This is a genomic window from Mycolicibacterium pallens (genome assembly GCF_019456675.1).
In the GTDB taxonomy this organism is placed as follows: domain Bacteria; phylum Actinomycetota; class Actinomycetes; order Mycobacteriales; family Mycobacteriaceae; genus Mycobacterium; species Mycobacterium crocinum.
Window position 1 is genome coordinate 1,251,898 of record NZ_CP080333.1, and the last position, 25,498, is coordinate 1,277,395.

27 protein-coding genes are annotated in these 25,498 nt (G+C 68.3%); 19 read left to right on the forward strand and 8 right to left on the reverse strand.

What is annotated here, in order from left to right:
• The first annotated feature begins 3 nt into the window (after positions 1 to 3).
• Positions 4 to 528 (forward strand): DUF1942 domain-containing protein, encoded by a 525-nt coding sequence (locus tag K0O64_RS06110; RefSeq protein WP_096310367.1) that lies wholly within the window; start codon positions 4 to 6, stop codon positions 526 to 528.
• 72 nt (positions 529 to 600) lie between these two features.
• On the opposite strand, the gene K0O64_RS06115 is transcribed toward K0O64_RS06110, so the two are convergent.
• On the reverse strand, positions 601 to 1,281 hold the full coding sequence (locus tag K0O64_RS06115) for a guanylate cyclase (RefSeq protein WP_096312717.1): 681 nt from the start codon (positions 1,279 to 1,281) through the stop codon (positions 601 to 603).
• A 37-nt stretch (positions 1,282 to 1,318) separates the two neighbouring features.
• On the opposite strand from K0O64_RS06115, the gene K0O64_RS06120 reads away from it, so the two are divergent.
• Positions 1,319 to 1,486: a hypothetical protein gene (locus tag K0O64_RS06120; protein WP_096310369.1), complete on the forward strand. Its 168-nt coding sequence runs from the start codon at positions 1,319 to 1,321 to the stop codon at positions 1,484 to 1,486.
• On the opposite strand, the gene K0O64_RS06125 is transcribed toward K0O64_RS06120, so the two are convergent.
• Entirely contained in the window at positions 1,483 to 2,271 is a 789-nt protein-coding gene (locus K0O64_RS06125) for an adenylate/guanylate cyclase domain-containing protein (RefSeq protein WP_096310371.1), read from the reverse strand. The two genes, K0O64_RS06120 and K0O64_RS06125, sit on opposite strands and share 4 nt — an antisense overlap.
• 34 nt (positions 2,272 to 2,305) lie before the next feature.
• Between K0O64_RS06125 and K0O64_RS06130 the strand changes: the two genes are divergently transcribed.
• The 3 genes from K0O64_RS06130 to K0O64_RS06140 all read left to right on the forward strand — a co-directional run bounded on the left by K0O64_RS06130 (position 2,306) and on the right by K0O64_RS06140 (position 6,864).
• A complete protein-coding gene (locus tag K0O64_RS06130; RefSeq protein ID WP_096310373.1) occupies positions 2,306 to 3,238 on the forward strand; it encodes a hypothetical protein in 933 nt (310 codons plus the stop codon).
• A gap of 84 nt (positions 3,239 to 3,322) precedes the next feature.
• Positions 3,323 to 5,944 (forward strand): helix-turn-helix transcriptional regulator, encoded by a 2,622-nt coding sequence (locus tag K0O64_RS06135; RefSeq protein ID WP_096310375.1) that lies wholly within the window; start codon positions 3,323 to 3,325, stop codon positions 5,942 to 5,944.
• Positions 5,945 to 5,952: 8 nt separating this feature from the next.
• On the forward strand, positions 5,953 to 6,864 hold the full coding sequence (locus K0O64_RS06140; protein ID WP_096310377.1) for a 2-hydroxyacid dehydrogenase: 912 nt from the start codon (positions 5,953 to 5,955) through the stop codon (positions 6,862 to 6,864).
• Here K0O64_RS06140 and K0O64_RS06145 read toward each other — a convergent pair.
• The gene (locus tag K0O64_RS06145) at positions 6,861 to 7,718 is read right to left on the reverse strand and encodes an alpha/beta fold hydrolase (protein WP_096312718.1); all 858 of its coding nucleotides are present in this window, start codon (positions 7,716 to 7,718) and stop codon (positions 6,861 to 6,863) included. The two genes, K0O64_RS06140 and K0O64_RS06145, sit on opposite strands and share 4 nt — an antisense overlap.
• Positions 7,719 to 7,827: 109 nt before the next feature.
• Here K0O64_RS06145 and K0O64_RS06150 point away from each other — a divergent pair, with 109 nt between their 5' ends.
• The 4 genes from K0O64_RS06150 (at position 7,828) to K0O64_RS06165 (ending at position 10,533) form a co-directional block, all read left to right on the forward strand.
• Positions 7,828 to 8,301, forward strand: a complete 474-nt coding sequence (locus K0O64_RS06150) for a VOC family protein (protein WP_096310379.1) — start codon at positions 7,828 to 7,830, stop codon at positions 8,299 to 8,301.
• 79 nt (positions 8,302 to 8,380) lie between these two features.
• Complete coding sequence (locus tag K0O64_RS06155; RefSeq protein WP_096310381.1) at positions 8,381 to 8,998, forward strand: Rv1363c family protein; 618 nt, start codon at positions 8,381 to 8,383, stop codon at positions 8,996 to 8,998.
• Positions 8,995 to 9,603 (forward strand): Rv1363c family protein, encoded by a 609-nt coding sequence (locus tag K0O64_RS06160; protein WP_096310383.1) that lies wholly within the window; start codon positions 8,995 to 8,997, stop codon positions 9,601 to 9,603. Before K0O64_RS06155 ends, K0O64_RS06160 begins: the two co-directional genes overlap by 4 nt.
• Before the next feature lie 15 nt (positions 9,604 to 9,618).
• Positions 9,619 to 10,533 (forward strand): alpha/beta fold hydrolase, encoded by a 915-nt coding sequence (locus K0O64_RS06165; protein ID WP_096310385.1) that lies wholly within the window; start codon positions 9,619 to 9,621, stop codon positions 10,531 to 10,533.
• On the opposite strand, the gene K0O64_RS06170 is transcribed toward K0O64_RS06165, so the two are convergent.
• Positions 10,520 to 11,323, reverse strand: coding sequence for an SDR family NAD(P)-dependent oxidoreductase (locus K0O64_RS06170; protein WP_425574748.1), 804 nt, complete (start codon positions 11,321 to 11,323; stop codon positions 10,520 to 10,522). The genes K0O64_RS06165 and K0O64_RS06170 overlap by 14 nt on opposite strands.
• A 26-nt stretch (positions 11,324 to 11,349) precedes the next feature.
• On the opposite strand from K0O64_RS06170, the gene K0O64_RS06175 reads away from it, so the two are divergent.
• From K0O64_RS06175 to K0O64_RS06195, 5 genes are all read left to right on the forward strand, one after another.
• The gene (locus K0O64_RS06175; protein WP_321189722.1) at positions 11,350 to 12,606 is read left to right on the forward strand and encodes a WS/DGAT domain-containing protein; all 1,257 of its coding nucleotides are present in this window, start codon (positions 11,350 to 11,352) and stop codon (positions 12,604 to 12,606) included.
• 41 nt (positions 12,607 to 12,647) lie between these two features.
• Positions 12,648 to 13,163 (forward strand): DoxX family protein, encoded by a 516-nt coding sequence (locus tag K0O64_RS06180; protein WP_096310387.1) that lies wholly within the window; start codon positions 12,648 to 12,650, stop codon positions 13,161 to 13,163.
• Positions 13,164 to 13,230: 67 nt separating this feature from the next.
• On the forward strand, positions 13,231 to 14,970 hold the full coding sequence (locus K0O64_RS06185; protein ID WP_096310389.1) for a DUF3556 domain-containing protein: 1,740 nt from the start codon (positions 13,231 to 13,233) through the stop codon (positions 14,968 to 14,970).
• A 69-nt stretch (positions 14,971 to 15,039) separates the two neighbouring features.
• Positions 15,040 to 16,185, forward strand: coding sequence for a thiolase family protein (locus tag K0O64_RS06190; RefSeq protein WP_096310391.1), 1,146 nt, complete (start codon positions 15,040 to 15,042; stop codon positions 16,183 to 16,185).
• Positions 16,185 to 16,982: a crotonase/enoyl-CoA hydratase family protein gene (locus tag K0O64_RS06195; RefSeq protein WP_096310392.1), complete on the forward strand. Its 798-nt coding sequence runs from the start codon at positions 16,185 to 16,187 to the stop codon at positions 16,980 to 16,982. The genes K0O64_RS06190 and K0O64_RS06195 overlap by 1 nt, the downstream gene beginning before the upstream one ends.
• Here K0O64_RS06195 and K0O64_RS06200 read toward each other — a convergent pair.
• Positions 16,979 to 17,848: an alpha/beta fold hydrolase gene (locus tag K0O64_RS06200; protein WP_096310394.1), complete on the reverse strand. Its 870-nt coding sequence runs from the start codon at positions 17,846 to 17,848 to the stop codon at positions 16,979 to 16,981. The two genes, K0O64_RS06195 and K0O64_RS06200, sit on opposite strands and share 4 nt — an antisense overlap.
• Positions 17,849 to 17,931: 83 nt before the next feature.
• On the opposite strand from K0O64_RS06200, the gene K0O64_RS06205 reads away from it, so the two are divergent.
• On the forward strand, positions 17,932 to 18,528 hold the full coding sequence (locus K0O64_RS06205) for a TetR/AcrR family transcriptional regulator (protein WP_071947298.1): 597 nt from the start codon (positions 17,932 to 17,934) through the stop codon (positions 18,526 to 18,528).
• A gap of 12 nt (positions 18,529 to 18,540) precedes the next feature.
• On the opposite strand, the gene K0O64_RS06210 is transcribed toward K0O64_RS06205, so the two are convergent.
• Both K0O64_RS06210 and K0O64_RS06215 read right to left on the reverse strand, forming a co-directional pair.
• Positions 18,541 to 19,299: a fasciclin domain-containing protein gene (locus K0O64_RS06210; protein ID WP_096310396.1), complete on the reverse strand. Its 759-nt coding sequence runs from the start codon at positions 19,297 to 19,299 to the stop codon at positions 18,541 to 18,543.
• A gap of 120 nt (positions 19,300 to 19,419) precedes the next feature.
• Positions 19,420 to 20,679 (reverse strand): MFS transporter, encoded by a 1,260-nt coding sequence (locus tag K0O64_RS06215; protein WP_096310398.1) that lies wholly within the window; start codon positions 20,677 to 20,679, stop codon positions 19,420 to 19,422.
• Between the two features lie 82 nt (positions 20,680 to 20,761).
• Between K0O64_RS06215 and K0O64_RS06220 the strand changes: the two genes are divergently transcribed.
• From K0O64_RS06220 to K0O64_RS06235, 4 genes are all read left to right on the forward strand, one after another.
• Positions 20,762 to 21,718 (forward strand): GlxA family transcriptional regulator, encoded by a 957-nt coding sequence (locus tag K0O64_RS06220; protein WP_096310400.1) that lies wholly within the window; start codon positions 20,762 to 20,764, stop codon positions 21,716 to 21,718.
• A gap of 24 nt (positions 21,719 to 21,742) precedes the next feature.
• Positions 21,743 to 22,264: a gamma carbonic anhydrase family protein gene (locus tag K0O64_RS06225; protein WP_071950057.1), complete on the forward strand. Its 522-nt coding sequence runs from the start codon at positions 21,743 to 21,745 to the stop codon at positions 22,262 to 22,264.
• Between the two features lie 69 nt (positions 22,265 to 22,333).
• A complete protein-coding gene (locus K0O64_RS06230) occupies positions 22,334 to 23,476 on the forward strand; it encodes an NAD(P)H-binding protein (protein ID WP_096310404.1) in 1,143 nt (380 codons plus the stop codon).
• A complete protein-coding gene (locus K0O64_RS06235) occupies positions 23,473 to 24,174 on the forward strand; it encodes a CPBP family intramembrane glutamic endopeptidase (RefSeq protein ID WP_071947293.1) in 702 nt (233 codons plus the stop codon). The genes K0O64_RS06230 and K0O64_RS06235 overlap by 4 nt, the downstream gene beginning before the upstream one ends.
• Positions 24,175 to 24,180: 6 nt before the next feature.
• Here the strand turns inward: K0O64_RS06235 and tet(V) are convergent, their stop codons facing one another.
• A complete protein-coding gene (tet(V), locus tag K0O64_RS06240) occupies positions 24,181 to 25,467 on the reverse strand; it encodes a tetracycline efflux MFS transporter Tet(V) (protein WP_096310406.1) in 1,287 nt (428 codons plus the stop codon).
• Positions 25,468 to 25,498: the final 31 nt, after the last annotated feature.

Genomic DNA, 25,498 nt, shown 5'->3' on the forward strand with positions numbered 1-25,498 from the left:
CCAATGCGCGCAAAACGAGTGTTCGGGGTGCTTCTCGGCGTGATCTTCGCCGTATCGCTCAGCGCCGGGTGCGGGAATTCGGGCTCGACCGCGGGGCAGTCGAGCGCCAGCACACCGGCCAGCTCCACGGCGGCAGCCACCCTGGAGGCGGTCGCGTTCGGCACCAAGGTCGACATCGCGTCATCGGACGGCACCGCCGCCTACACGATCGACAACCTGCAGCCCGTGCCGCGGGAAGCCCAGATCGTCCCGGCCAAGGGCGTGATGTACGCCGTCGACGTGACGATCGTCGCCAAGAGCGGCACACCCACGTACAACGGCTTCTACATCGTCGCCCGCGGCGCCGACGGGTCGAACATCGCACCGGCCGTCGGTTCCGTCCAGCCGGGTATCACCTCGGGCCAGCTTGCGCAGGGCCAGCAGGTCGCCGGCCACGTCGCCTACGACGTCCCGCAGGGTCAGACCATCACCGCGATCCTGTTCCGCGGTCCGAAAGGAAAGGTGCTCGCGGTCTGGGGTGCGACGTAGATTCGACCCGGGGAGGCGCCGCATGTCCCGGTGGGCTTCGGCGTCGGCATCGGATTCTGACGCCGTCGCGAATCAGTCTGCGATGACCTGGATTTCGTCACCGAGTCGGTAGCTGCCGACCAGGGGCAGGGTGTCACCGCTCCAGAACCGACCAGGGTCGAACCAGTTCTCGTGCTTGTGGGTCGACAGCAACCCCATCTCCTCATAGGTGATGGCGACGGTTTCCGCGCAATACGCCGTCTGCAGACCGACTTCGCGTTCGGCCAGCTTACGGCGTTCGGCAGACTCGCGAACCTTCTTGTGCACGAACGGGATTCCGCGAGTCCAGTCCCCGGCGGTCGGGAGCCGGCCCCGCAGCCAGCGGCCGGTCAGCCGCGCGGTGGAGGGGAACGGGGTGCCGTCCATCCGGGCGATCACCTTCAGCAGCTGATCTTCGTGTTCGCGGTTGACATCCGGAGTGAGCTGACGCAGCCAGCACCGCTGGCCGTAGTGATGCAACCACTGTTCGACCGCCTCCCGGGCATCGTTGAGCTGCACCCCGCGGTGGTTGGTGCCGGTCCACAAGTCCAGCAGCTTGTGGCCGAGCTCGGCGTGCCAGATCAACGGCGGCAGATCGTCGAGCGCCACCGTCATGCCGACGTGGTTGACCGGTGCGTTGGTCAGCGTCTGGATCGCCCGGTCCGGACCGGATCCACCGCGGAACAGCCAGACGTCACCGGTGCGGGTCTCATTCAGCGCCTGTGTCAACGACACGGTGTGCTCGCTCACCAGCGCAGCATAATGTGATCGCATGCGCGGTATCTGGAAGTGGATCGGTCTGGCCGGTGCGGCCGGCGTCGTCGCGGGCGGAGTACTGGTCGCGCGGGACCAGCGGCGCCGCACGGCCTACACGCCCGACGAGATCCGCGCCCGGTTACACCAGCGCCACACCGAGGCCGCGGCCGCGCCGAAAAGCTAAGCCACCGCGTAGAGCCGGTGGGTGCCGCTGAAGCCTTTGAGCTCGGCGTCGCGTCCCTCGTCGAAGGCCTGCTGATCGCCCACCGCGGTCCGCACCGGCTCGCTCACCAGGATCTCGCCGCCGTCGGCCTGGCCGGCGACTCGGGCGGCCATCGCCACGTTGCGGCCGAACAGGTCGTCGCCGCGGCGCACCGACTTACCCATGTGAATGCCGATCCGCACCCGAATGCTGTTGTGGCGGGCGCGTTTCGCGTCCCGTACCAGTTCGCGCTGCATCGCCACCGCGCAGTTCACCGCAGCGGCCGGATCGGCGAAGGCCACCATGAACCCGTCGCCCTGACTCTTGACCACGTGGCCGTCGTATTTGGTGACCAACCGCCGGACCATCCGGTCGTGGCTGCCGATGAGCTTGACCCACGCTCGGTCGCCGATGCGTTCGTTGAGGGCGGTGGACTCCTCGATGTCGGAGAACATCACCACCACCTTGCCGTCCGGCGCCAGCCGCGCCAGGTCGGGACGCTCGACGTCGGCCCAGTCGGCGAGCTCCTCGATCGAGGACCGCACCGCCCCGCCCAGGCCCTGGGTGCGTACCAGGTTGGCGGTCTGCCACACCTGCTTGACCGCCTCGCGGCCGCCCGTCCACAACATGTTGCGGGTGTCCAGGCGCCCGCGCAGCTCCTCGACCTCACGCTCGCTGGCCTCCAGCTGCTTGCGCATCAAGACCAGCGCGATGGCCTCGGCCACGACCAGCACCGCCAACACCGATGCCGCGATCGTCCAACCCACTGTGCGCCGCCCTCCTGTCCGCGATCCTGAACAGATGATGCCTCCTTACTACGAGAGCAGATTCATCCGTGCGAATCACCCCCGACGCGCGCAGGCCATCTGGCTGCGCTGGACGCTGCTGCTGCCGAAGCCCGGCGACGCGGTCGCCGACGTGTGGGTGATGCTGTTCGACCCCGACGGCGGCGGTAACAGCGCGGTCAAGGTCCCTCATCCGCTGACCGACGCCGACTACCTCTCCAACCCCTGGTCGGCCAGGATCGCCGACAGCGTGATCGACGACGTGCACGCCCGCGTGGCGCTCGACGGCGCATCGTGCGATCTGGCTATCGCCCCCGGCGACGAACCAACGGTCAAGCTGCTCACCGACCGCTCGTATACAGCCAAGTTCCCGACGGCCAAGACATCGGTACGTCATCCGCTGGCCCGATTCGACGGCACCGTCACGGTCGGCGACGCCACGGTGGCAGTCGACTCGTGGACGGGCAGCGTCAACCACAACTGGGGCAGCAAGCACACGCCGGCGTATGCCTTCGGTCAGGTGTGCGGCTTCGACGACCACCCGCACTCCAGCCTCGAGGTCGTGACCGCCCGCGCCGCCGTCGGGCCGCTGCGGTTGCCTGCCGCCACCCTGTTCGTCCTGCGTCACGCCGGGTGGGAGGTCGCCGTGCGCTCGGTGCTGGCCGCCCGTCGCACCCACGGTTCGTATGAGCCGTTTAGGTGGTCGTTCGGCGGACGGGCCGACGGATTCGAGCTGCACGGTGAGATTCGTGCCGAACCCCGCGACGTCATCGGGCTGACTTACACCGACACCAACGCAGCGACCAAGTACTGCTACAACTCTGCGTTGGCGGACTGCCGAATCAGCCTGTCCGGCAACGGCATCGACACCGAACTGACCGCGACCCGACGGGCGATGTTCGAGATCCTCACCGATCACCGGCTTGGCGACGTACCGCTGTTGGCATAGCGGGCGCGAACCGCACCTCGAGAGGGCCGCCAAACGTTGAGCAATTCGCCCAGATCAGCGCTTTCGCCTGCGTAAACTTCGGCCGTGGGGGAGAGCCGCACCTGGCCCGTCATGCGACGAGGCAAGGAACTCGCTGCGATCCAGGCGACCCTGCAGGGTCGGCCGGGCCAATGCGGCGCCCTGCTCCTGGGCGATGCCGGCGTGGGCAAGACGACGCTGGCGCGGATGGCCACCCATGCACTGCGCACCGCCGCGGTGTGGGTGGCCGGAACCGAGTCCGCACGCGAGGTGCCGTTGGGGGTGTTCGCCCACCTGCTGGCCAGCCCGATGCCCGCCGACCCGGTCGCGATGCTCGCCGACGCGTTCCGCACCGTCCGCCGCGAGAAGGTGGCCCTCATCGGCGTCGACGACGTCCACCTTGTCGACCATCTGTCGGCGACGCTGCTGCATCAGCTGGCCGTCGAAGGCGCGGTCCGGATCGTGGCGACGGCGCGCACCGGAGAGCCGATCCCCGAGACGATCACCGCGCTGTGGAAGGACGGTTACCTCGCCCGGTTGGATGTCGCGCCGTTCTCCAAGGCCGAGGCGGTCGCGCTCGTCGAGACGGCGCTCGGCGGTCGCCTGGAACGACTTTCGGCCGATCTGATGTGGGAGGCCTCGAGCGGCAATGCGCTGTTCGTCCGACATCTGGTCGAAGGGGCGCTGGAAGCGGGAACCCTGCGACAGGTCAACGGCGTCTGGCAGCTCAGAGGTGAAGCGGCGGTGGCGTCGAAGCTGGCTCCACTGCTGAGCAGTCGGCTCGACCGGCTGCCCGACGACGAACAGCGGGCTCTGCAGCTGCTTGCGGTGTCGGAACCACTGACGTTGGAGGTGATGTCCGAGCTCGTCGACTCCGAGACGCTGGAACGTGCCGAGCGACGCGGGCTGATCCGCGTCGTCGACGTCACCGGAACCGCCGATATCCACTTCACCCACTCGGTGATCGGTGAGGTCATCCGGCAGGGCCTGGGCCAAGTCGCGAGCCGGCGGCTGCGGACCGAGCTGTTGGGCACGATGGACCGACATCCGTCGCATTCGCCTGTTCAACGCCTGCGCCGCGCCGAACTGGCGTTGCAGGCCGACGCGGCCGTCGAAACCGAATTCCTTTGCCGCGCAGCAGAAGACGCGATCGCGCTGATGAACATCACGCTTGCCGAGCGGCTGGCCCAGGCCGCCGTCGACCAGAATGACGGTCTGGTGGCCTCCGAATTGCTCTCACGGGCCTTGCGCTGGCAGGGCCGAGCCCCGGAGTCCGAGGCGATCCTGGAGGCGTTCGACCCGGACACGCTCTCGGAGTTCGAGTTGGCCCGGTGGGGCATGGCACGCATCGCCAATCTGCAGTGGGCGATCGGCGACGCCGAAGCGGCCGCCGAGATTCTGAAGATGTTGCAGCAGCGCATCACTCATCCACGCCTTCGCCTGTCTGTCGACGGCCTCGCGGCGGCGCTGGCCGTCCTCGACAATCGGCTCGACGACGCGGCCACGCTCGCCGATCAGGTGCTCGCCGATCCGACCGCAACGCCGATGGCCGTCGGCTGGGCGGTGTTCGGCGGCGGTATGGCGGCCGCCATGCGAGGGTGTGCCGCTGATGCGGCACGATTCGCCGCTCGCGGCCGGGAGGTCTACGACGAGATCGACGGCCTGCTGCGCTTCCTGTTGGCACTGGGTGAGGTTCGTGCTCTGACGCTGGCCGGTGATTTCGCTGCGGCCCAAGCTCGTTCGGGTGACGTCGTGCGCATCACCTCACCGAGCCAGTACCGCGTCCGTGCGATGGCCAACGTCTTGGCCGGCACCGTGGAACTGGGCCGAGGCCAACTGCGGGTCGCGATGGCCCGGCTCGAGGAAACCCTGGCCGCGCTCAGCGGTGAGGCGGCTGCGAGCTGGAACGTCCCCGCCAGATTGCTTCTTGCGCAGTGCTATTGCGGCCTCGGCTATGACGAGGCCGCCGCCCCCCTGGTGACCGAACTGCGGGAACTGGCCGGCCGTGCGGCCACGATGTTCGAACCGGCCGTCCGGATCGCGGAGGCGTGGCTGGCCGCGGCGATGGGCCACGTCAGCGGGGCGGTCAGGATGGCCCTGCACGCCGCCGACCTCGCCGGTGAGTCGGGCCAGCGGGCCATCGAACTGATGGCGTTACACGCGGCCGCGCGATTCGGCGACAAGAGCTGTCTGCCGCGCATCGTCGAGGTCGCCGCGGAAATCGGGGGACCTCTGGCGGCGGTCGACGCGGCGCACGCCACCGGTCTGATGAACGACGATGCAGCAGCGGTGTTTTCGGCCTCGCAGGAGTTCGAGCGGATCGGTGCCCTGCTGTCGGCGGCGGACGCCGCGGCGCAGGCGGCGGCACTCTTCGACGCCGCTGGGCAGCGACGGCACTCGCTCGAAGCGGCCGCCGCCGCCGACCGGCTGGGCAAGGAATGCGGCGGACTGCAGACGCCCGCGCTGATGGCCACCTCTCAGCCACTGCCACTGTCCCGGCGGGAACGCGAGATCGCGCAGCTCGTCGTGCGTGGGTTGTCCAACCGGGACATCGCACAGCGGCTGGTGGTGTCCACCCGCACCGTCGAGGGACACCTGTACCGGATGTACCTCAAACTCAATGTGACCAGCCGCGAGGAGCTGCGCGAGATCATCCGTCGCGCCCTCGAGGACGACGGGCCTGGTTGACTGGCGGCATGGCCATCCTCGTCGTCGGCAGGCTCGAACCGTCTCTCGAGAAGCAGCTGACGGACAGGCACACTCCGCTGCGGCTACCGGTGGACGCCGAGCAGGCCGACGAGGTCACCGTCATCGTGTGCAACGGACGTCCCGGTGTCGACGCCGCGCTGATGGATTCGCTGCCACAGCTGCGCGCGATCGTGAACTTCGGCGCCGGGTACGACGCCATTGACGTCACCGCGGCCCGCGAACGGGGGATCGGGGTCAGCAACACCCCCGACGTCCTCAACGACACCGTCGCCGATACCGCGCTCGGTCTGATCCTCGACACCCTGCGCCGATTTCCCGCCGCCGACCGGTATGTGCGGGCGGGCCGATGGGCCACCGACGGGCCGTTCCCCTACACCCGCGACCTGACCGGCAGCCGCGTCGGCATCCTCGGGCTCGGCCGGATCGGCTCGGCGATCGCCACGCGTCTGCGCGGATTCGACTGTGCCATCGCCTATCACAACCGCCACGAGATCGCCGACAGTCGGTACCGGTACGCCGCGTCGCCGGCCGAACTGGCGGCCGGAGTCGACGTTCTGGTCGTCGTCACTGCAGGCGGCCCCGACACCACGCATCTGGTGGATCGCGAGGTGCTCGCTGCGCTCGGACCGGACGGCTATCTGATCAACGTCGCCCGCGGCAGCGTCGTCGACCAGGACGTCCTGATCGAGTTTCTCGAGCAGGGTCGCCTCGCCGGCGCCGGCTTGGACGTCTACGCGGCCGAGCCGGACGTACCCGTTCGGTTATGGGAACTCGACAACGTGGTGTTGCTTCCGCACATGGGCAGCGCCACAGCCCGAACCCGAACGGCCATGGCCACTCTGGCGATGCGCAACCTGGAGGAGTTCCTCGCCAGCGGTCGGCTGGTGACGCCGGTCTAGCGGGTGACGAACGAGACGACGGCCTCGCTGAAGGCGTCGTTGTCGTCACCGGCTGCGGTGTGGCCGGCGTCGGAGAGCTCGACGAATTCCGCGGGCACCTTCGACAAGAAGTCCTGCACCCCTTCGGCGCTGACGACGTCGGACAGCTTGCCGCGGATCAACAGGATCGGGATGGTCAGATCGATGGCCGCCTGCTCGAGGCGTTCGACCCGGCCGAACGGATCGTCCTTCGGCGCGGTGAGGAACGCCGGGTCCCAATGCCAGAACCACCGGCCGTCGCGGAAGCGCAGGTTCTTCTTCAAGCCATCGAGATTCTTCGGCCGCTTGCGGTGCGGCAGGTAGGAGGCGATGGCATCGGCGGCCTGCTCGAGGTTCTCGAAGCCGTCCACATTGCTGAACATGAAGTCCCGGATCCGGGCGCTACCGTCCTTCTCGAAGCGCGGCACCACGTCGACCAGCACCAGTTTGGTCACCACGTCGGGCCCGGCCTCCTTGGCGACCAGAATGCTGGTCAGCCCGCCCATGCTGGCGCCGATCAGCACCACCGGGCGGCCGATCTGCTCGAGCACCGCCAGCACGTCGGCCGACAGCGCGTCGACGCTGTAGTCGGCGTCGGGGGCGCGGTCGCTGTCGCCGTGTCCGCGGGCGTCGAGGGCGATCACGTGGAAGCCATGGTCGGCCAGCACCTGTCCGGTGTTCTTCCAGGAGAATCGGTTCTGCCCGCCGCCGTGCAGCATGAGGATCGTCGGACGGTCGGCCGAAGACTCCGCGCCGCGGTTCCATTCGTCGCCGACGAGGGAGAGCTCGCTGGTACCTCGGAATTCGACCGTCTCACCGGTATTTGTGCTGCTCACGGGCATCCTCTCAACGAACCTGAACAGCACGTTACCTAGCGGTGCTATCGATGACTTTCGGCACCCCGGCCGGTCAATCCTTTCGACAGCCCTGGAGAGGAGACCACCCGTGCCCACCATCACCCCGTCGCTGTGGTTCGACAACGACCTCGAGGACGCGATGCGCTTCTACACCGGCATCTTCCCGAACTCGTCCATCGACTACGTCAACCGCTACACCGAGGCAGGCCCCGGCACCCCGGGCGAGGTCCTGTCGGCCGGCTTCACCCTCGACGGCACCCGGTTCGTCGGGATCAACGGCGGCCCGGTGTTCTCGTTCACCGAAGCGGTGTCCTTCCTGATCGAGTGTGCTGACCAGGCCGAAGTCGACTATTACTGGGACGCTTTGGTCGCCGGCGGCCAGGAATCGCAGTGCGGGTGGCTCAAGGACCGCTTCGGGTTGAGCTGGCAGGTTGTGCCCTCCCGGCTCTACGAGCTGCTCTCCGATCCGGACGAGGCCAGGGCGGTCGCCGCCACTGCGGCCATGCTCGGGATGCGCAAAATCGTGATCGCCGATCTGGAGGCCGCCGTAGCCCACCCGTGACGGCCCTCACAGCGCCTACCGGTAGCCTTTCGCCCCAAGTGCGGGTGATCGGAGCCCGTAGCGCCGCAGAGGGAGAATCATGGCCGACGAGCCTGCCGAGCCCGAGGGCGAGGCCGCCACGCCAGAGGAGGCCGTCACGACGACGGTCCTCGACGGCGACGAGACCGTCGAAGAGACCACCGACGCCGAACCGGCTGCGGCCAAGCAGCTGCGTTCGCATGTCCAGCTGGCGCTGATCGTCGGCACGGTCGTCGTGGTCGCGCTGGCCGCGCTGACGGGATGGCTCGGGTACCGGGCGTACGAGTCCCGGCAGACCGCCCAGCTGCGGGAGCTGTACGTCGGCGTCGGGCGCCAGGGCGCGATCAACCTGACCACGATCGACGCCGCCGAGGCCGAGAAGGATGTGCAGCGCATCCTTGATTCAGCCACCGACGCGTTCTACGACGACTTCGCCAAGCGGTCCCAGCCCTTCATCGAGGTGGTCAAGCAGGCCCAGTCCAAGTCGGTCGGTGAGGTGACCGAGGCGGGACTGGAGTCGATGTCGGACAGTGAGGGCCAGGTGCTGGCGGCCGTCACCGTCACTACCTCCAACCGTGGTGCCCCCAATCAGCCGAAGCGCTCCTGGCGGATGCGTCTGTCGGTCAAGAAGACCGGCGATGACGAAGCGAAGGTCTCGAAAGTGGAGTTCGTACCGTGACGACTGACGACGACAAGCCAGACCCGGAAGTCATCGAGGAGGAGACCACCGCGGTCGAACTCACCGACTCCGACGCCGCCGGTGAGACTCCGGCCGCAGCCGAGGCTGCGCCGAAGAAGGGGTTCAGCTTCGCGCGCGCGGTGGCCTTCGGGGTGCTGCCGATCATCGCGCTGCTGCTCGCGGCCGCGGCCGGCTATCTGCGGTGGGAGGACTCGTCGCGCCGGGACGCCGCCACCACCGCGAACGAATCAGTCCAGGCTGCAAAGGATTCCACCGTTGCGCTGTTGAGCTACAAGCCCGAGACGGTCGAGAAGGATCTCGGCGCGGCCCGCGACCGGCTGACCGGAAGCTTCCTGGACGCCTATACCCAGTTGATCAACAACGTGGTCATCCCCGGCGCCAAGGAGAAGAAGATCTCCGCGCTGGCGGCGGTCCCGGCTGCGGCGTCGGTGTCGGCCAAGTCGGATCACGCGGTGGTGCTGTTGTTCGTCGACCAGACCGTCGTCGTCGGTGCGGACGCCCCGACCAACACCGCCTCCAGCGTCCGGGTGACGTTGGAGAAGATCAAAGATCGCTGGCTCATCTCGGGATTCGACCCGATCTAGCGAAGAGGGGGTTCGATGACCGAGCCGCGCTGGATTGACGTCTCCGCGCCGGCCGTGCAGCTGCGCGCGCTCAGCTGGGGCCCGGATGAGGGCCCAATCGCGTTGTGCCTGCACGGTTTTCCCGATACCGCATATGGTTTCCGGAAACTGGCGCCCCATCTGGTGGCCGCCGGCTACCGGGTGATCGCACCGTTCATGCGCGGCTACGTGCCGTCTTCGCTTCCTGCCGACGGCAGCCAGCACATCGGCGCGGTGATGGACGACGCGCTGCAGGTGCTCGCCGCGAGCAATCCCACCGGTGGCGACGTCGTCATCGGCCACGACTGGGGCGCGATCGCCGCCACCGGCCTGGCCGCGATGCCGGACAGCCCGTTCGTGAAAGCCGTCGTGATGTCGGTGCCGCCCTCGGCGGCGCTGCGCCCCGGCGGCGGCCGAAAGCTGGCCAATCGTGGCCGGTTGCTGCGTCTCCTGCCGGTGCAGTTCCTGCGCAGCTGGTACATCAGCTACTTCCAGCTGCCGTTCCTGCCGGAGCGGTCCTCGTCGTGGATCGTCCCGCTGCTGTGGCGCCGGTGGTCGCCGGGCTACAACGCCGCCGAGGATCTGCGGCACGTCGACGCCGCGATCGGCTCACCGGACCGCTGGCGCGCCGCGCTGGGCACCTACCGGGCGACGATCCGCAACACACGTCCGCCGGCCCGCTATGCCGAGCTGCAGAAGCTCTGGCTCGAGCCGCCGCGGCTGCCGACGCTGTACCTGCACGGAGCCGACGATGGTTGTATGACACCGGAATTCACGCCGTGGGTCGCGGGGGTTCTGCCGCCGGGCAGTGATGTCGCGGTCGTCGAGCACGCCGGACATTTCCTGCAGCTCGAACAGCCTGACGTGGTCGGCCGCCAGATCGTCGACTTTCTGGGCGCTACTTCTTCTTGAACGCCGGATGCCGGCTGGCCAGCAACGGCAGCAGCAGTCGTCGCGGTGTCAGGTGATACACCGCGGACGCCGCGCGGTTGAGGCGGCCCGGCACCACCACCGGCTTGCCTGCCGCCAGCCCGTCCACCGCCGCAACGGCGACGTCCTGCGGCGACACCCACAGTGGCTTGGGCAGCGCCGCCTCGGCGTCCTCGGTCGAGAATCCGGCGGCCTCGCCGAACCCGGTGTGCACCGGACCGGGGCACAGGGCGGTCACCGCGATGCCGCTCGGTTTGAGTTCCTGGCCCAGCGCTCGGCTGTAGGACAGCACGAAAGCCTTGGCCGCGCCGTAGACGGCCTGCCCGGGCAGTGGGCCGAAGCCGGCCACCGACGCCACGTTGAGCACGGCCCCGCGACGTCGGCTCACCATGCCCGCCACGAAGCGAGTACACAGATCGACCACCGCGGCGACGTCGACCTCGACGACGTTCAGCTCGGCGCCGGGATCGGCGCCGGCCACCGGACCCATGGTGGACAGGCCCGCGTTGTTGACCAGGATGTCGACGTCGAGGCCCAGTTCGGCGACCCGGCCGGGAAGCGCAGCCCGCTCGGCGGGATCTGAAAGATCAGCGCCGACAACGGAACTCGGGCCGGGAAGGGATTCGGCGAGTGCGTTGAGCTGTTCGGTGCGGCGGGCCACCATCACCACGTGATGGCCGCGGGCGGACAGCACCCGGGCGATTTCGGCGCCGATACCGGAGGCGGCTCCGGTGATCAGCGCGGCGCGATGGGGACCGGGCGTCGGCAGCACCTGGCCAGCCTAGGACAATGGCTGCCGTGCCTGCCAGCAGAACGATGACCGCGGTTGACGCGCAGATGTTCTGGATGTCGGCCGTGGTCCCCATCGATCAGTTGGTGCTGTTCGCCTTCGACGGCTCACCCGAGTCACCGGACGCCGCCGTCGAGGAGCTGCGCTGCCGGGCCGAGGCGTGCGACGAGCTGCGCCTGCGGGTGGTCGAGGCCGGCTGGTGGCGATACCCGCGCTGGTGCCACGGTGACGTGGGCGCCGATCAGTTCGTCCTGCGCGAGACCGGGGGAGTGGACTGGCAGGGCTGCCTCGACATCGCGGCCCGGTTCCGTCGCGAGCCGCTTGATTTACATCGAATGGCTTGGTGCGCACATGTTTTCCCGCGGGTGTCGGGTGTTCCGGGGTCCACACGTGTGGGTTCGGTGGTCGTGTTGCAGACCGGCCACGCGTTCGCCGACGGCAGCCGGGGCACCGCGCTGGCCGGTGCGCTGCTCGGCCGGCGCCAGCCCGTGCCGGTGCCCGTTGCCGGTCGGCGGGGGTTCCTGCCTGCGCGCGGGGTGGCCGCCGCCCGGGCGCACCGCCAGCTGGTGCGCGACACCGAGGCCGGACTGGTGCCGCCTGCCACTGCAGGCAGTCCGCTGCTCAGCATCAACCAGCGCCCCCGGACGACGCCGGTGCTGCGGACGCTGGTGCTGCGGCGCGATCAGCTCGCCAACCCGACCGTGACGATCGGAGCCCTGGTGGTGATCGCCGAGGCGCTCGGCGGTTATCTCACCGCGCGCGGCGAGGACACCGCGGCGCTGGCGGCCGAAGTCACCATGGCCGGGCAGCAGGATTCCGGCAGCCACAACAACTTTCGCAACGTCGGGATCCGGTTGCATCCGGAAGCCGACCGTACCCGACGGGCGGAGCTGATCGGCGCGCAGCTGACCGCCCAGCGCCGGCGCGGCGAGCACCCGGCGATGCGGGCCTCGGCGGCGGCGTCCGCTGCGATACCGGCGGCGCTGCTGCGGTGGGGCGTGCAGCAATTCGACCCGAGCGTGCGGTCCGCAACGGTCACCGGCAACACCGTGGTGTCCAGCGTCAACCGCGGGCCCGCGGATCTGTCCTTCGGCGGATTCCCGGTACTGCTGGCCGCCGGGTGGTCGGGGCTCTCGCCGATGATGAGCCTGACCCATGGTGTGCACGGCCTCGGCGACACGATCGCGCTCAGCGTGCACGCCGACCCGGACAACGTCGACGTCGACGACTACGTTGACCGGTTGCGCGTTGCGTTTGGCCGCTGAGGTGTAACGCCGACAGCCGCCGATGCTCTAGGTTTGAGTTCGTGACTGCCTACAGTGTCGGACTGCTCATCCTTCGTGTGGTGCTCGGCGTGACCATGGCCGCACACGGCTACAACAAGTTCTTCGGCGGCGGCCGGATCAAGGGGACGGCCGGCTGGTTCGAGAGCATCGGCATGAAGCCCGGCACCTTCCACGCGCGGGTGGCGGCGAGCACCGAGATGGCCGCGGGCATCGGCTTGGCGCTGGGGCTGTTGACCCCGATCCCGGCCGCGGGCTTCGTGGCGCTGATGCTGGTGGCCGCGTGGACGGTGCACCGGCACAACGGCTTCTTCATCGTCAAGGAGGGCTGGGAGTACAACCTCATCCTGGCCACCGCCGCGGTCGCGATCGCCGCGACCGGCGCAGGCCGGTTCAGCCTCGACTACCTGCTGTTCCACGGCACCGACGTCTACCACTATCTACGCGGGTGGTGGGGTCTGCTGATCGCCGTGGTGCTCGGCCTGGCCGGCGGCATCGGCCAGCTGGCGATCTTCTACCGCCCGCCCGCCAAGGCCTGACACTCGCGAGTCCCGCCGCGCGGGAATTCGCGCCCGCCGGACTAGAACACGTTCTAGTCTTTTTGCCATGGGATTTCTGAAGCAGGAAGTGCCCGTCATCGACTTCGAGACGTGGAGTAAGGGCACGCGCGCGGAGAAGATCAAACCGATGGCACGGCACTGGGCCGAGGTGGGCTTCGGCACGCCGGTCGCCCTGCACCTGTTCTATGTCATCAAGATCCTGCTCTACGTCTTCGTCGGAGCGCTGTTCGGTCTGGCCACCAAGGGCATCGGCGGGCTGACGGACATCGGCTCGTGGTGGTCGGAGCCGATCGTCTACGAGAAGGCCGTGCTGTACACGATGCTTTTCGAGGTCGTCGGCCTCGGCTGCGGCTTCGGCCCACTGAACAACCGGTTCTGGCCGCCGATGGGATCGATCATCTATTGGTTGCGCCCCAATACGATCCGGCTGCCACCGTGGCCGAAGCTGGTGCCGCTGACCAAGGGTGACAACCGGGGCCCCGTCGACATCGCGCTCTACGCGGCGCTGATCGTGATGATTCTGATCGCGCTGTTCTCCGACGGCACGGGGCCCATCCCGGAGCTGGGGACGGACGTCGGTCTGCTGCCGACCTGGCAGATCGCGACGGTCGTTGCGCTGCTGGCGCTGGCCGGCCTGCGCGACAAGGTGATCTTCCTGGCCGCCCGCGGCGAGGTGTACGGCGCCTTCGCGGTGGCCTTCCTGTTCAGCGGAACCGACATCATCCTGGCCGCGAAGCTGGTCTGCATGGCGATCTGGATCGGTGCCGCGACCTCCAAGCTCACCCGGCACTTCCCGTTCGTCATCTCGACGATGATGTCCAACAGCCCGGTGGTGCGGCCCCGCTTCCTCAAGCGGATGTTCTTCAAGAAGTTCCCCGAAGACCTTCGGCCCGGCCCGATGTCGCACACACTGGCCCACATCAGCACCGCCATCGAGATGCTGATTCCGTTGGCGCTGTTCTTCTCTCACGGTGGGTGGCCGACGACGATCGCCGCCATCGTGATGGTGTGCTTCCACCTCGGCATCCTGTCGGCGATCCCGATGGGCGTGCCGCTGGAGTGGAACGTCTTCATGATCTTCTCGGTGCTGTCGCTGTTCGTCGCGCACGCCCAGATCGGAATCACCGACATCACCACACCGTGGCCGATCCTGCTGTTCCTCGCGCTCGCCACAACCGTATTTTTGGGAAACACGGTGCCGCGCAAGGTGTCCTTCCTGCCCGGCATGCGCTACTACGCCGGCAACTGGGACACCACCCTCTGGTGCGTGAAGCCGTCGGCCGAGGCGAAGATCGAGCAGAACCTCGTCACGATCGCCAACATGCCGGCCGCCCAGCTGGAGAAGTTCTACGGCAGCAAGGAAGCCGCGCAGATCCCGATCTTCATGGGGTATGCCTTCCGCGCCTTCAACACCCACGGCAAGGCGTTGTTCACCCTCGCCCACCGCGCGATGGCGGGCCAGAACGAAGACGACTACTCGATCACCGACGGCGAGCGCATCTGCAGCATGGCGATCGGCTGGAACTTCGGCGACGGGCACATGCACAACGAGCAGCTCATCGCGGCGATGCAGAAGCGCTGCCACTTCGAACCCGGCGAGGTGCGCGTCGTGCTGCTCGACGGCCAGCCGTTGCACCGGCAGCGCCAGGAGTACCGGCTCGTCGACGCGGCGACCGGTGAGTTCGAGACCGGTTACGTCAACGTCGCCGACATGGTGAACCGTCAGCCCTGGGACGACACGCTGCCGGTACACGTCACGTCAGGGGCTGACCGAACGGTTGGTTGACCCGCTTGACGGACGTCAAACGGCGTGTGTTTTGATCCAAAGATCAACCCGTCGTAAAGGAGTAGGCCGATGGCTGAAGCCGTCATTGTCGAAGCTGTGCGTTCACCAGTCGGGAAGCGCAACGGTGGTCTGTCCGGTGTGCACCCCGCCGAGCTGTCGGCCCAGGTGCTCAACGGCCTGGCCGAGCGTGCCGGCATCGACCCCGAAATCGTCGACGACGTCATCTGGGGCTGCGTCATGCAGGCCGGTGAGCAGGCTCTCGACATCGCGCGTACCGCGGTGCTGACCGCCGGCTGGCCCGAGTCGGTGCCCGGTGTGACTGTCGACCGCCAGTGCGGTTCCAGCCAGCAGTCGGTGCACTTCGCCGCCGCCGGTGTGGTGGCCGGCCACTACGACGTCGTCGTCGCCGGTGGTGTCGAGTCGATGTCGCGGACCCCGATGGGCGCTTCGCTGGCCAACGGTGGCAACCCCTACTCGGCCGGTTTCAAGGGCCGCTACGACCGCACCCCGAACCAGGGCATCGGCGCGGAGATGATGGCCACCAAGTGGGGGCTGACCCGCACCGATCTCGACCAGTTCTCTCTCGACTCGCACGAGAAGGCCGCTGCCGCACAGGATTCCGGCGCCTTCGACGACCAGATCGTGGCGATCAAGGATGCCGAAGGCACCGTGGTGCTCAAGGACGAGGGCATCCGCCGCGGCACGACGCTGGAGAAGATGGGGCAGCTCAAGCCGGCGTTCTCCGAGGACGGCGTGATCCACGCCGGCAATTCCTCGCAGATCTCCGACGGCTCGGCGGCACTGTTGTTCATGTCCGCGGAGAAAGCGAAGTCGTTGGGGCTCAAGCCGATCGCCCGCGTGCACACCGCGACGCTGGCCGGCTCCGACCCGGTGATGATGCTCAGCGGCCCGATCCCGGCCACCCAGAAGGCGCTGGCCAAGTCCGGTCTGACGGTGGACGACATCGGTGTGTTCGAGGTCAACGAGGCCTTCGCGCCTGTTCCGATGGCCTGGCTCAAGGAGATCGGCGCCGACGAGAAGAAGCTCAACCCCAACGGCGGCGCGATCGCGCTGGGCCACCCGCTCGGCGGCTCCGGTGCGCGACTGATGACCACGCTGCTGTACCACATGCGGGACAAGGGGATTCGCTACGGTCTGCAGACCATGTGCGAAGGCGGCGGCCAGGCCAACGCCACCATCCTCGAGCTGCTGTAGTGACCGACGTGCAAGCCCCCGCCGCTCTCGGAGAGCGGCGGGGCAACGTCCTGCTCATCACGATCAACCGGCCGGAGGCGCGCAACGCGGTCAACGGTGCGGTCAGCACCGCCGTCGGAGATCTGCTCCAGCAGGCTCAGGACGACGCCGACGTCTGGGCGGTGGTGATCACCGGCTCCGGTGACAAGTCGTTCTGCGCCGGTGCCGACCTCAAGGCAATCTACAAGCGGGAGAACCTCTTTCACCCGCAACACCCGGAGTGGGGTTTCGCCGGCTACGTCCGACACTTCATCGACAAGCCCACGATCGCCGCGGTCAACGGCACCGCACTGGGCGGTGGCACCGAGCTGGCGCTGGCCAGTGACCTGGTGGTTGCCGAGGAGAGCGCCAAGTTCGGGCTGCCGGAAGTCAAGCGCGGCCTGGTCGCTGCGGCCGGTGGGGTGTTCCGCATCGTGGAGCAGCTGCCCCGCAAGGTCGCGATGCAGCTGTTGTTCACCGGTGAGCCGATCACCGCGGCCGAGGCCCTCAAGTGGGGCCTGATCAACGAGGTCGTGCCGGACGGCACCGTCGTCGACGCGGCTTTGGCTCTGGCGCAACGCATTACCGTCAACGCGCCGCTGGCCGTGCAGGCCAGCAAGCGCGTCGCGGTCGGTGTCGATGACGGCACCATTACCGCCGACGAAGCCGGCTGGACCCGCACCATGCGCGAGATCGGCCCGCTGATGAAGTCCGAGGACGCCAAGGAAGGCCCGTTGGCTTTCGCCGAGAAGCGCGAGCCGGTCTGGAAGGCCCGCTAGCTGTCGCTGCGGATGGCGGCTGCCACCGCGTCCGGAGCTTCGGTCTGCGGGAAGTGGCTGACACCGACGAGCTCGGTGACCGTGGCCTGCGGGAGCAGGCGGGTGGCCTCCTGCAGCACGTGTCGACCCGATACCGGATCGGACAGTCCCCAGATCAGATGCAGCGGGCGATCCCACGCGGCCAGCGCCGCCTCCCATCGGCCGTGGTGGCTGGCGCGCTCGGTGTTGTAGCGAATCAGCAAGTGCGCCAGCTTGTGTCCATCGTCTCGGGAAATGCCCTGCCAGAGTTCCTCGAACTCGGCGTCGGTCAGCTTGGTGTCTCCCCAGACCGCCGCGAGTCCCTTTCTCAGTGTCGCTGGTGTGATCCGTCCGGCGATCAGCTGGCCCAGGATGGGCGTGTTGAGCAACTTCTGTAGCCGGGTTGGGCGATAGGCGCTGTAGACGATGCCGCAGTTCAAGATGGTGAGGCTGTCGACGGTGAAGGGCAGGCGCCCGGCGAGCTGACGGTCGGCGATTTCCTGGCCGACGATGCCGCCGTAGTCGTGCACGACGAGGTGAACCGAAGCCAGTCCCAGATGGGCCATCAGATCCTCGACGACATCAGCGGATTCGGCGACCGAGTAGGCGTACGGGTTGGGTTTGTCCGACGCGCCGTAGCCGAGGAAGTCGATGGTGATGACGTCGTGATCACGGGCCAGGTCGGTCGCTACCGCGGCGTAGTCATAGGACCACGTTGGAAATCCGTGCAGCAGAAGAACACTCGGTCCTGAGCCACGTCGCCTGAAGGCGATCCTGTGGCCGCGGCGGGTATGCAACTGTTCGCACTGAGCTATCCACTCGGAGGCGCTGGGGACATTCGTGGCCATTACTCCTCCGATGCACGACTACATTCAGATACGCTTGTGTATCACAGTGCAGGCGGATAAGCCCAGTGTCAACAGGAGTGCACATGCCCCGACTGTCCAGGGCCGAACAGCGGGAGGAGACCCGCCGGCGGCTGATCGAGTCGGCGGCGAAGGTCTTCTGTCGCCTGGGCTTCGAGGCCGCGCCCATCGATGTCATCGCGGAGGAGGCCGGCTTCTCCCGCGGGGCGTTCTACTCCAACTTCGAATCCAAGGACGAACTATTCCTCGCCCTGCTCAGCGGGCACCTGGACGCTGAGGTCGAGACCCTCAGCCGCGCGCTGGACCGGATCAGAACCGCCGACGAGCTCGCACCGGCGATCGAGCGTCGGTATCGCGTCCTGGGTGAGGACAGCAGCTGGTGCCTACTGACCACCGAGTTCCAGCTGTACGCCATGCGCGGCGGCAAGATGGCCGGGCAATTCACGACCATCTACGAGTCCTACCGGCAGCGGCTCGGCGAGCTGATTGCAACCCACTTCGATCGCCTGGGGATCGAATCAACCCTCACGCCATACGAATTCGGCGTCGCCCAGGTCGCACTGTCGCACGGACTGGCGCTGCAACGGGCGGCCAACAAGTCCTTGGCTTCGACGCTGCCCGCCCGCGCACTCGCCACGTTCATGCGCGGGGCGACCCGCTGAGGCTAGTGCGGATCAGGCCTGGGCGGGCTTGGTCGTCGTCGGCGTGGTTGACGGCGCCTCGGACGTCGTGGTGGTCGGCGTCGTGCTCGTCGTGCTGGTCGACGTGTTCGGAGCCGGCGCATCGCTCGGGCTGAGCACGGTGTCGATCATGTAGATGTAGGCACCGCGAGCGGTGTAGCCGCACACCAGCTTTGCGGTGTCGTTGACCTTGATGTCGCCGCCCTTGCCGGTCACGTTGATCGGGCTGCCCTGCTGCGTCGGCATCTTGCCGTGCAGGTCGTCCGGGCCGAGGTAGCCGAGCACCAGGTGGTAGTACAGCGTGGACGTCAGCGCGGCCGGGTCACTCTTGAGCTGGGCCAGGGTCGCCTCGTCGAGCTTGGCGAAGGCGTCGTTGGTCGGCGCGAACACCACGTACGGGCCACCGTCGATCACGCTGGTGATGTTGACCGCGGGGTTGAGGCCGCCGGAGATCGCCGCGCTGAACGTGCTCAGATCCGGGTTGGCGGCGATGGCCGCGGTCGCGTTCTGGCTGCCCATGTTCGTGAACGAACCGGCGCCGGCCGGGATCCGGTTCTTGTAGGCGTCACAGCCCGAGCCCTGCGGATCGGGCAGCGTGCTCATGCTGGGCACCGGGATCTGCGTCGTGGTCGGCGCGGCCGGGGTGGTGGGCTCCGTGGTCGGATCGGCGTAGGCCTGGACGGCGGTCGGGATCGCGATCGCGATGGCGGCGAACGCCGCGGCGACGCCCAGGGACTTGGTACGAGTGCTCACTTCGGCTCCTTTTGAGTCTCTAGTGGAGTCGGCGAAATGCGGGTCCCCGTTACCGCTGCGCCGCGACGAATCGTACTGGCAGCAAAGCTTCAGTCTCAAAACGGCCGATGTATCCGCAGGTCAGAGCGGTACGCGGCGGACCCGCCAGCAGAGCAACGCGGCTACTGCGCACAGTCCGGCGGCCAGGTGGAACGCCAGGTCGTAGGTGCCCTGCAGATCGCGCAACCGGCCAGCCCCGGCGGCCGCCACGGCCGCCCCGACCTGATGGGCGGCGAACACCCAGCCGAACACCACCGGCGAGCGGGTGCCGAAGTACTCACGGCACAGCACGATCGTCGGCGGCACGGTGGCCACCCAGTCCAGACCGTAGAAGACGATGAACACCCAGGTACCCGGTTCGGCGTGCGGTGACAGCAGCGCGGGCAAGGCGAGCAGCGACAGTCCGCGGCCGAGGTAATAGACCACCAGCAGCAGCCGCGGGTCGACACGGTCGGTGAGCCAGCCGGACAGGATGGTGCCCGCGACGTCGAGGATGCCCACGGTCGCCAGCAGTCCGGCCGCGACGGTGGTGGGCATGCCGTGGTCGTTGGCGGCGGGGATGAAGTGCGTGCCGATCAGCCCGTTGGTGGTCATGCCGCAGATCGCGAAACTGCCCGCCAGCAACCAGAACGCGGGCACCCGCGCGCCGATCAGCAGCCCGTCAAAGGCGGCGCGGAAGCTCGAGGCCGGAACCGCTTGCGGCGCTTCGGCTTCCGTCGCGCCGTAGGGAAGAAGGCCCTTGTCCGCGGGATAGTTGCGCATGAACAGCAGCACCGGTGGGACGACGGCCAGCGCCGCGGCGGCGACGATCAGCGACGCCCACCGCCAGCCGTAGTGGGTGGTCACCTCGGCGATTACCGGCAGGAAGATCAGCTGCCCGGTCGCGCTCGCGGCGGTGAGCACTCCAGTGACCAGACCGCGGCGCTGCTCGAACCAGCGCACCGAAATCGTCGCGACGAAGCCCATCGAGATCGCGCCGGTGCCCGCACCGACGAGCACACCCCACAGCACCACCAGCTGCCAGCTGGCGGTCATCAGCACACTGGCCGCCGAACCCGTCGCGATCATCGTCAGCGCGGCCGCGAGCACCGGGCGTACCCCGAAGCGGTCCATCAGGGCGGCCGCGAACGGCGCGGTCAGCCCGAACAGCGTCATGTTCACCGACATCGCCAGCCCGACCACGCCGTGCGACCAGCCGAACTCGTGGTGCAGCGGGTTCATCATCACGCCGGGTACCGAGCGGAAGCCGGCCGCGCCGAGGATTGCCACGAAGCTGACACCGGCCACCACCCAGGCCCAGTGCAGGCCGGTGCGGGTGGTCGGGGTGGAGGTGGTGGTCACCGCATCACTCTGCTGGGTCGGTGGGCGGATCGGCTAGTGGCAAGAATGACACTATTCGTCAAAAACATGCCAGACTCGGGGAATGCACCGCATCGCCGTCCTGCTGGTCGAGCCGGTCGTCGGTTTCGACGCCACGATCGCGCCGACGCTGTTCGGTGCGGCCGCTGACGCCGACGGCACCCCGCTCTACGAGGTCGTGACTTGTGGGCTGAGCCGGGCCGCGGTCACCACCACCAACGGCTTCGCCCTGCTGCCCGCGGCCGGTCCGGAGGCGCTTGCCACCGCCGACACCGTCGTCGTCCCCGGCACGCGCTACGCCCCGGCCCGCTCCGACGGAGTGCTGCAACCCGAGCTGGCCGCCGCGCTGGCAGCCATCCGGCCCGGAACCCGGATCGTGTCGATCTGCACCGGTGCGTTTGTGCTGGCCGCCGCCGGCCTACTCGACGGTCGACCGGCCACCACGCACTGGCGTTTCGCCGACGACCTGCGCGCCCTGCATCCCGAGGTGCGCCTGGACGAGAACGTGCTCTTCGTCGACGACGGTGACGTACTGACCTCCGCCGGCCTGGCCGCGGGAATTGACCTGTGCCTGCACATCATTCGCAGCGACCACGGCGCCGCGGTGGCCAACGAGGTGGCCCGCTACTGCGTCGTCCCGCCGTGGCGTGAAGGCGGCCAGGCCCAATTCATCGAGCGGCACATGCCCGCCGATCCGCACGCGTCGACGGCGGCCACCCGGCAGTGGGCCCTGGACCATCTCGACGAGCCGCTGTCGATCGAACAACTGGCCGGTCACGCCAACATGAGCGAGCGGACCTTCTGCCGCAGGTTCCGGGAGGAGACCGGGCAGTCGCCGGGCGGCTGGGTGCGCAGCCGGCGGGTGGAGCGGGCGCGCGAACTCCTGGAGACCCACGACCTGCCCGTCGACGAGGTGGCCCGCCGCGCCGGCCTCGGCTCTGGCGGGAACCTGCGCCACCATCTACGCCGAGGGCTCGGTATGTCGCCGTCGAGCTATCGCAAGGTGTTTCAGGGCTCCTGAGCCGGTCTGCCTACGATGACGGCCATGGCCGAACCTTTGATCATGTCCGTTGGCGGACACACGCCCGATCTGCACGCCGAGTCCTGGGTTGCGCCCAACGCGGCGGTGATCGGTCAGGTTCGGCTCGCGTCGCGAGTCAGCGTCTGGTACTCGGCCACGCTGCGCGCCGAAGCCGAGTGGATCGACGTCGGCGAGGGCAGCAACATCCAGGACGGCGCCACCGTCCACGTCGACCCCGGCTTCCCGGCGCGGATCGGCGCCGGCGTCACCGTCGGGCACAACGCGGTGCTGCACGGCTGCACCGTCGAAGACGGGTCGCTGGTCGGGATGGGCTCGATCGTGCTCAACGGGGCGGTGATCGGCGCGGGTTCGATCGTGGGCGCCGGCGCGGTGGTGCCGCAGGGCATGATCGTGCCGCCCCGCTCGCTGGTGGCCGGGGTCCCGGCGAAGGTTCGGCGCGAACTGGTCGACGCCGAGCTCGACGGCAACCGGATGAACGCCGCGGTCTACGAACACCTCATCGACCTGCATCGCGAGTCGCAGTAGGTCCCGGCGGGATCGATCTCACACCGCGGTCAGGTTTGCGCTTCGGCCAGACTGCCGATAAGTCCTACCGTGAAGTCGAAGCGGATCCTGGTCACCGGCGCCACGGGATACGTCGGTTCCCGGCTGGTCGCCGCGTTGCTCGACGACGGGCACGAGGTGGTGGCCGCGACCCGCAACCCGGAGAAGCTGGGCCGGTTCGGGTGGTGTGACCGGGTCACGGCGGTCGTCTTCGACGCCGACGATCCGACGTCGGTCGAGACCGCGCTCACCGTCGCCGGCCACGTCGACGTCATCTACTACCTCGTGCACGCGATCGGCCAGCCCGGGTTCCGCGAGCGCGACAACGCGGCGGCCGCCAACGTGGCGAAAGCTGCGGCGGCCGCGGGGGTAGGGCGCATCGTGTACCTCGGCGGGTTCGTCCCCGAGGACGACACGCTGTCCGAGCATCTGGCCGGCCGGGCCGAAGTCGCCGCGGCGCTCAATGTTGAGGGCGGGGCGGAACTGGTCTGGCTCGGTGCGGCGGTCATCATCGGCGCGGGCTCGACGTCGTTCGAGATGGTCCGCTACGTCGGCGACCGGTTCTGGGTCATCCCGTTGCCGCCATGGGCGGATCACGACATCGAACCGATTTCGATTCGCGATGTGCTGTATTACCTGGTGGCCGCGGCCGACCCGGCCGTCGTCCCGGCCGGGTCCTACGACATCGTCGGGCCCGACGTCACCACCTATCGCGAGCTGTTGCAGGCCTACATCGACGCGGCGGGTGAAGTCCGGGCCGGGCTGCCGGTGCGCGACATCGTGCCGCACGCCGTGGTGGGCCGGGTGGCGGGTGCGGCGGTGCCGGTTCCCTCCGGGTTGGCCGCCGATCTCATCGAATCACTGGACCATCCGATGACGGCCTCGGACACTGTCTTACGTGACCACGTCCCGGATCCGCCCGGTGGGCTCACCACCATCGAAGACGCCGTCGCCGCCGCAGTGTCCAGTCCGCGGCCGCGTCCGGTCGATCAGCTGGCCGACCCGCATCACCTGGCCGACAGCGATCCGCTCTGGGCTGGCGGGGATACGCTACGACTCCGACGTGTGGCCGCGACCGTGACGCCCGGGGTGGCGCGCCCGGCGCTGCGGTTGCTCAACTCGGTGCCGGGTCCGCTGGCCGGCGTGCTGCGGACGGGCCTGGACCTACTGCTGGCGAAAGTTCGCTTTCTATGACGATGCTGACCGAGATTCGTTCAGTCGCCGCCAATGTGGCTGTGCCACACCAAGAGTGGCCGTCGGTGATTCGCCGGCGGCGGATTGCCGTCTGCGTGGTGCTGGTGGTCGGTGCGGTGCTGCTCGGTGTCTCGCTGACCCGTAGGCCCGGTGACGCATCGTTCTATTGGTTGACGATGGCGCTGGCGGCCACGTGGGCGTTCGGCGCGTTGCTCTCCGGCCCGGTGCATCTGGGCTGTATTCGTTGGCGCGGGCGTAACCAGCGCCCGGTGCTCACCGGGCTCACGATCGGATTGCTCCTCGGGGCCGTCTTCGTGCTCGGCGGTCTGGTGACCCGTGAGATCCCGCCGGTGGCCGAGGCCATCACCCGGGTGCTGGAGTACGCCAACCACGGCAGCCTGCTGCTGATCGTGGTGATCACCCTGGTGAACGGTTTGGCCGAGGAGATGTTCTTCCGCGGCGCGCTGTACACCGCGTTGGGTGCCTTCCATCCGGTGGTGATCTCGACGCTGCTGTACACCATCGCGACGTGTGCCAGCGGCAACTGGATGCTCGGCTTCGCGGCGATCATCCTCGGCACGGTGTGCGCGCTGGAACGCCGAGCCACCGGCGGAGTGCTCGCACCCGTCCTCACCCACGTGGTGTGGGGGCTGATCATGGTGCTCGCACTGCCGCCGATGTTCGGCGTCTGGCACTAGGCCGGCCTAGGCCAGCGGGTGGGCGATCTCGTCGCGCGGCATGCGCGCCGCGATCAGCGCGATCGCAGCCAGCAGGACCGGCCCGATACCGGCCACCGCGAAAATGACTTCCACCGGAACCACTTTCGACAGCGGACCGGCGACCGCCATCGACACCGGCATGAATGCCAGTGAGACGAAGAAGTCCAGGCTCGAGACCCGGCCCAGCATCTCCGGCGGTACCCGGCGCTGCAGCAGCGTGCCCCAGATGACGCCTGCCCCCTCGCCGAGTCCGATGACGAACAACGCGCCCAGGATCACCGGCAGCGAGGACGTCACGCCGACGATCACGAACGGCAGCGACCCCGCGCCCCACATCGTCATCATCACCGTGAGGTAGCGACGCGGCAGTGGTCGTGACGACACCACGACGGCGCCGATGGCACTGCCCACCCCGAACGCCGCGAGCATGAGCCCGTAGACCTGCTCACCGTCGGCGAACCGCTCGCGCGCGATGAACGGCAGCAGCACCTCGATCGGCCCCATCGCCAGCAGCACCCACGTGCAGGCGAACAGCAACGTCCAGCGCAGCCAGGTGGTGTGCACGACGAAACGCAAACCTTCTTTCAGATCGACGAAGATGTGCGGCTTTTCGCGTTCGACCGCCATGACGATGTGCTCACCGTCGCCGGGTCGCATGGCCACCAGCAGGGTCAGCGCGACGGCGAACAGTACGGCCACCGTGACGGAGCCCAGGGCGGGGAAGGTGAGCCCGACCAGCACGCCGGCCACGGCGGGGCCGATGGCTTGCTGCAACGTCGGGCGGACCGCACCCTCCACACCGTTGGCCGCCAGCAACTGCTCGGCTGGCAGGATGCGCGGCAGATAGGCACTGTAGGCGGGGAAGAAGAAGGCCGCGCCGATGCCGAGAATCGTTGCCGCTGTTGCCATATGCCACAGCTGCAGCTCGCCGAGCATGCCGAGGATGGCGACAGCGCCCGTCGCGGCGAGGTTGGTGATCTCGACGGCGATGATGATGGCGCGCTGTGATACCCGGTCGGCCGCGATGCCGCCGACCAGGATGAAGGCCAACATGCCGGTGGCCAGGCAGGCGGCAACCAGGGACAGCGCAGCCGGATCGTCGGCCAGTGCGATGACTTGCAGCGCCATGACGACCGCCCACATGCCCTCGGCGAACAGCGAGATCGACATCGCCGCGATCAGCAGGCGGAATTCGCGGTACTGGAAGGGCGCGAGCACGCGCCAGCGGCCGGTGGTCCTCACCGGCTCGTCGATGTCGCATGGCGTGCTCATGACATTGATGGTCGCTGACGGATCGAGGTCA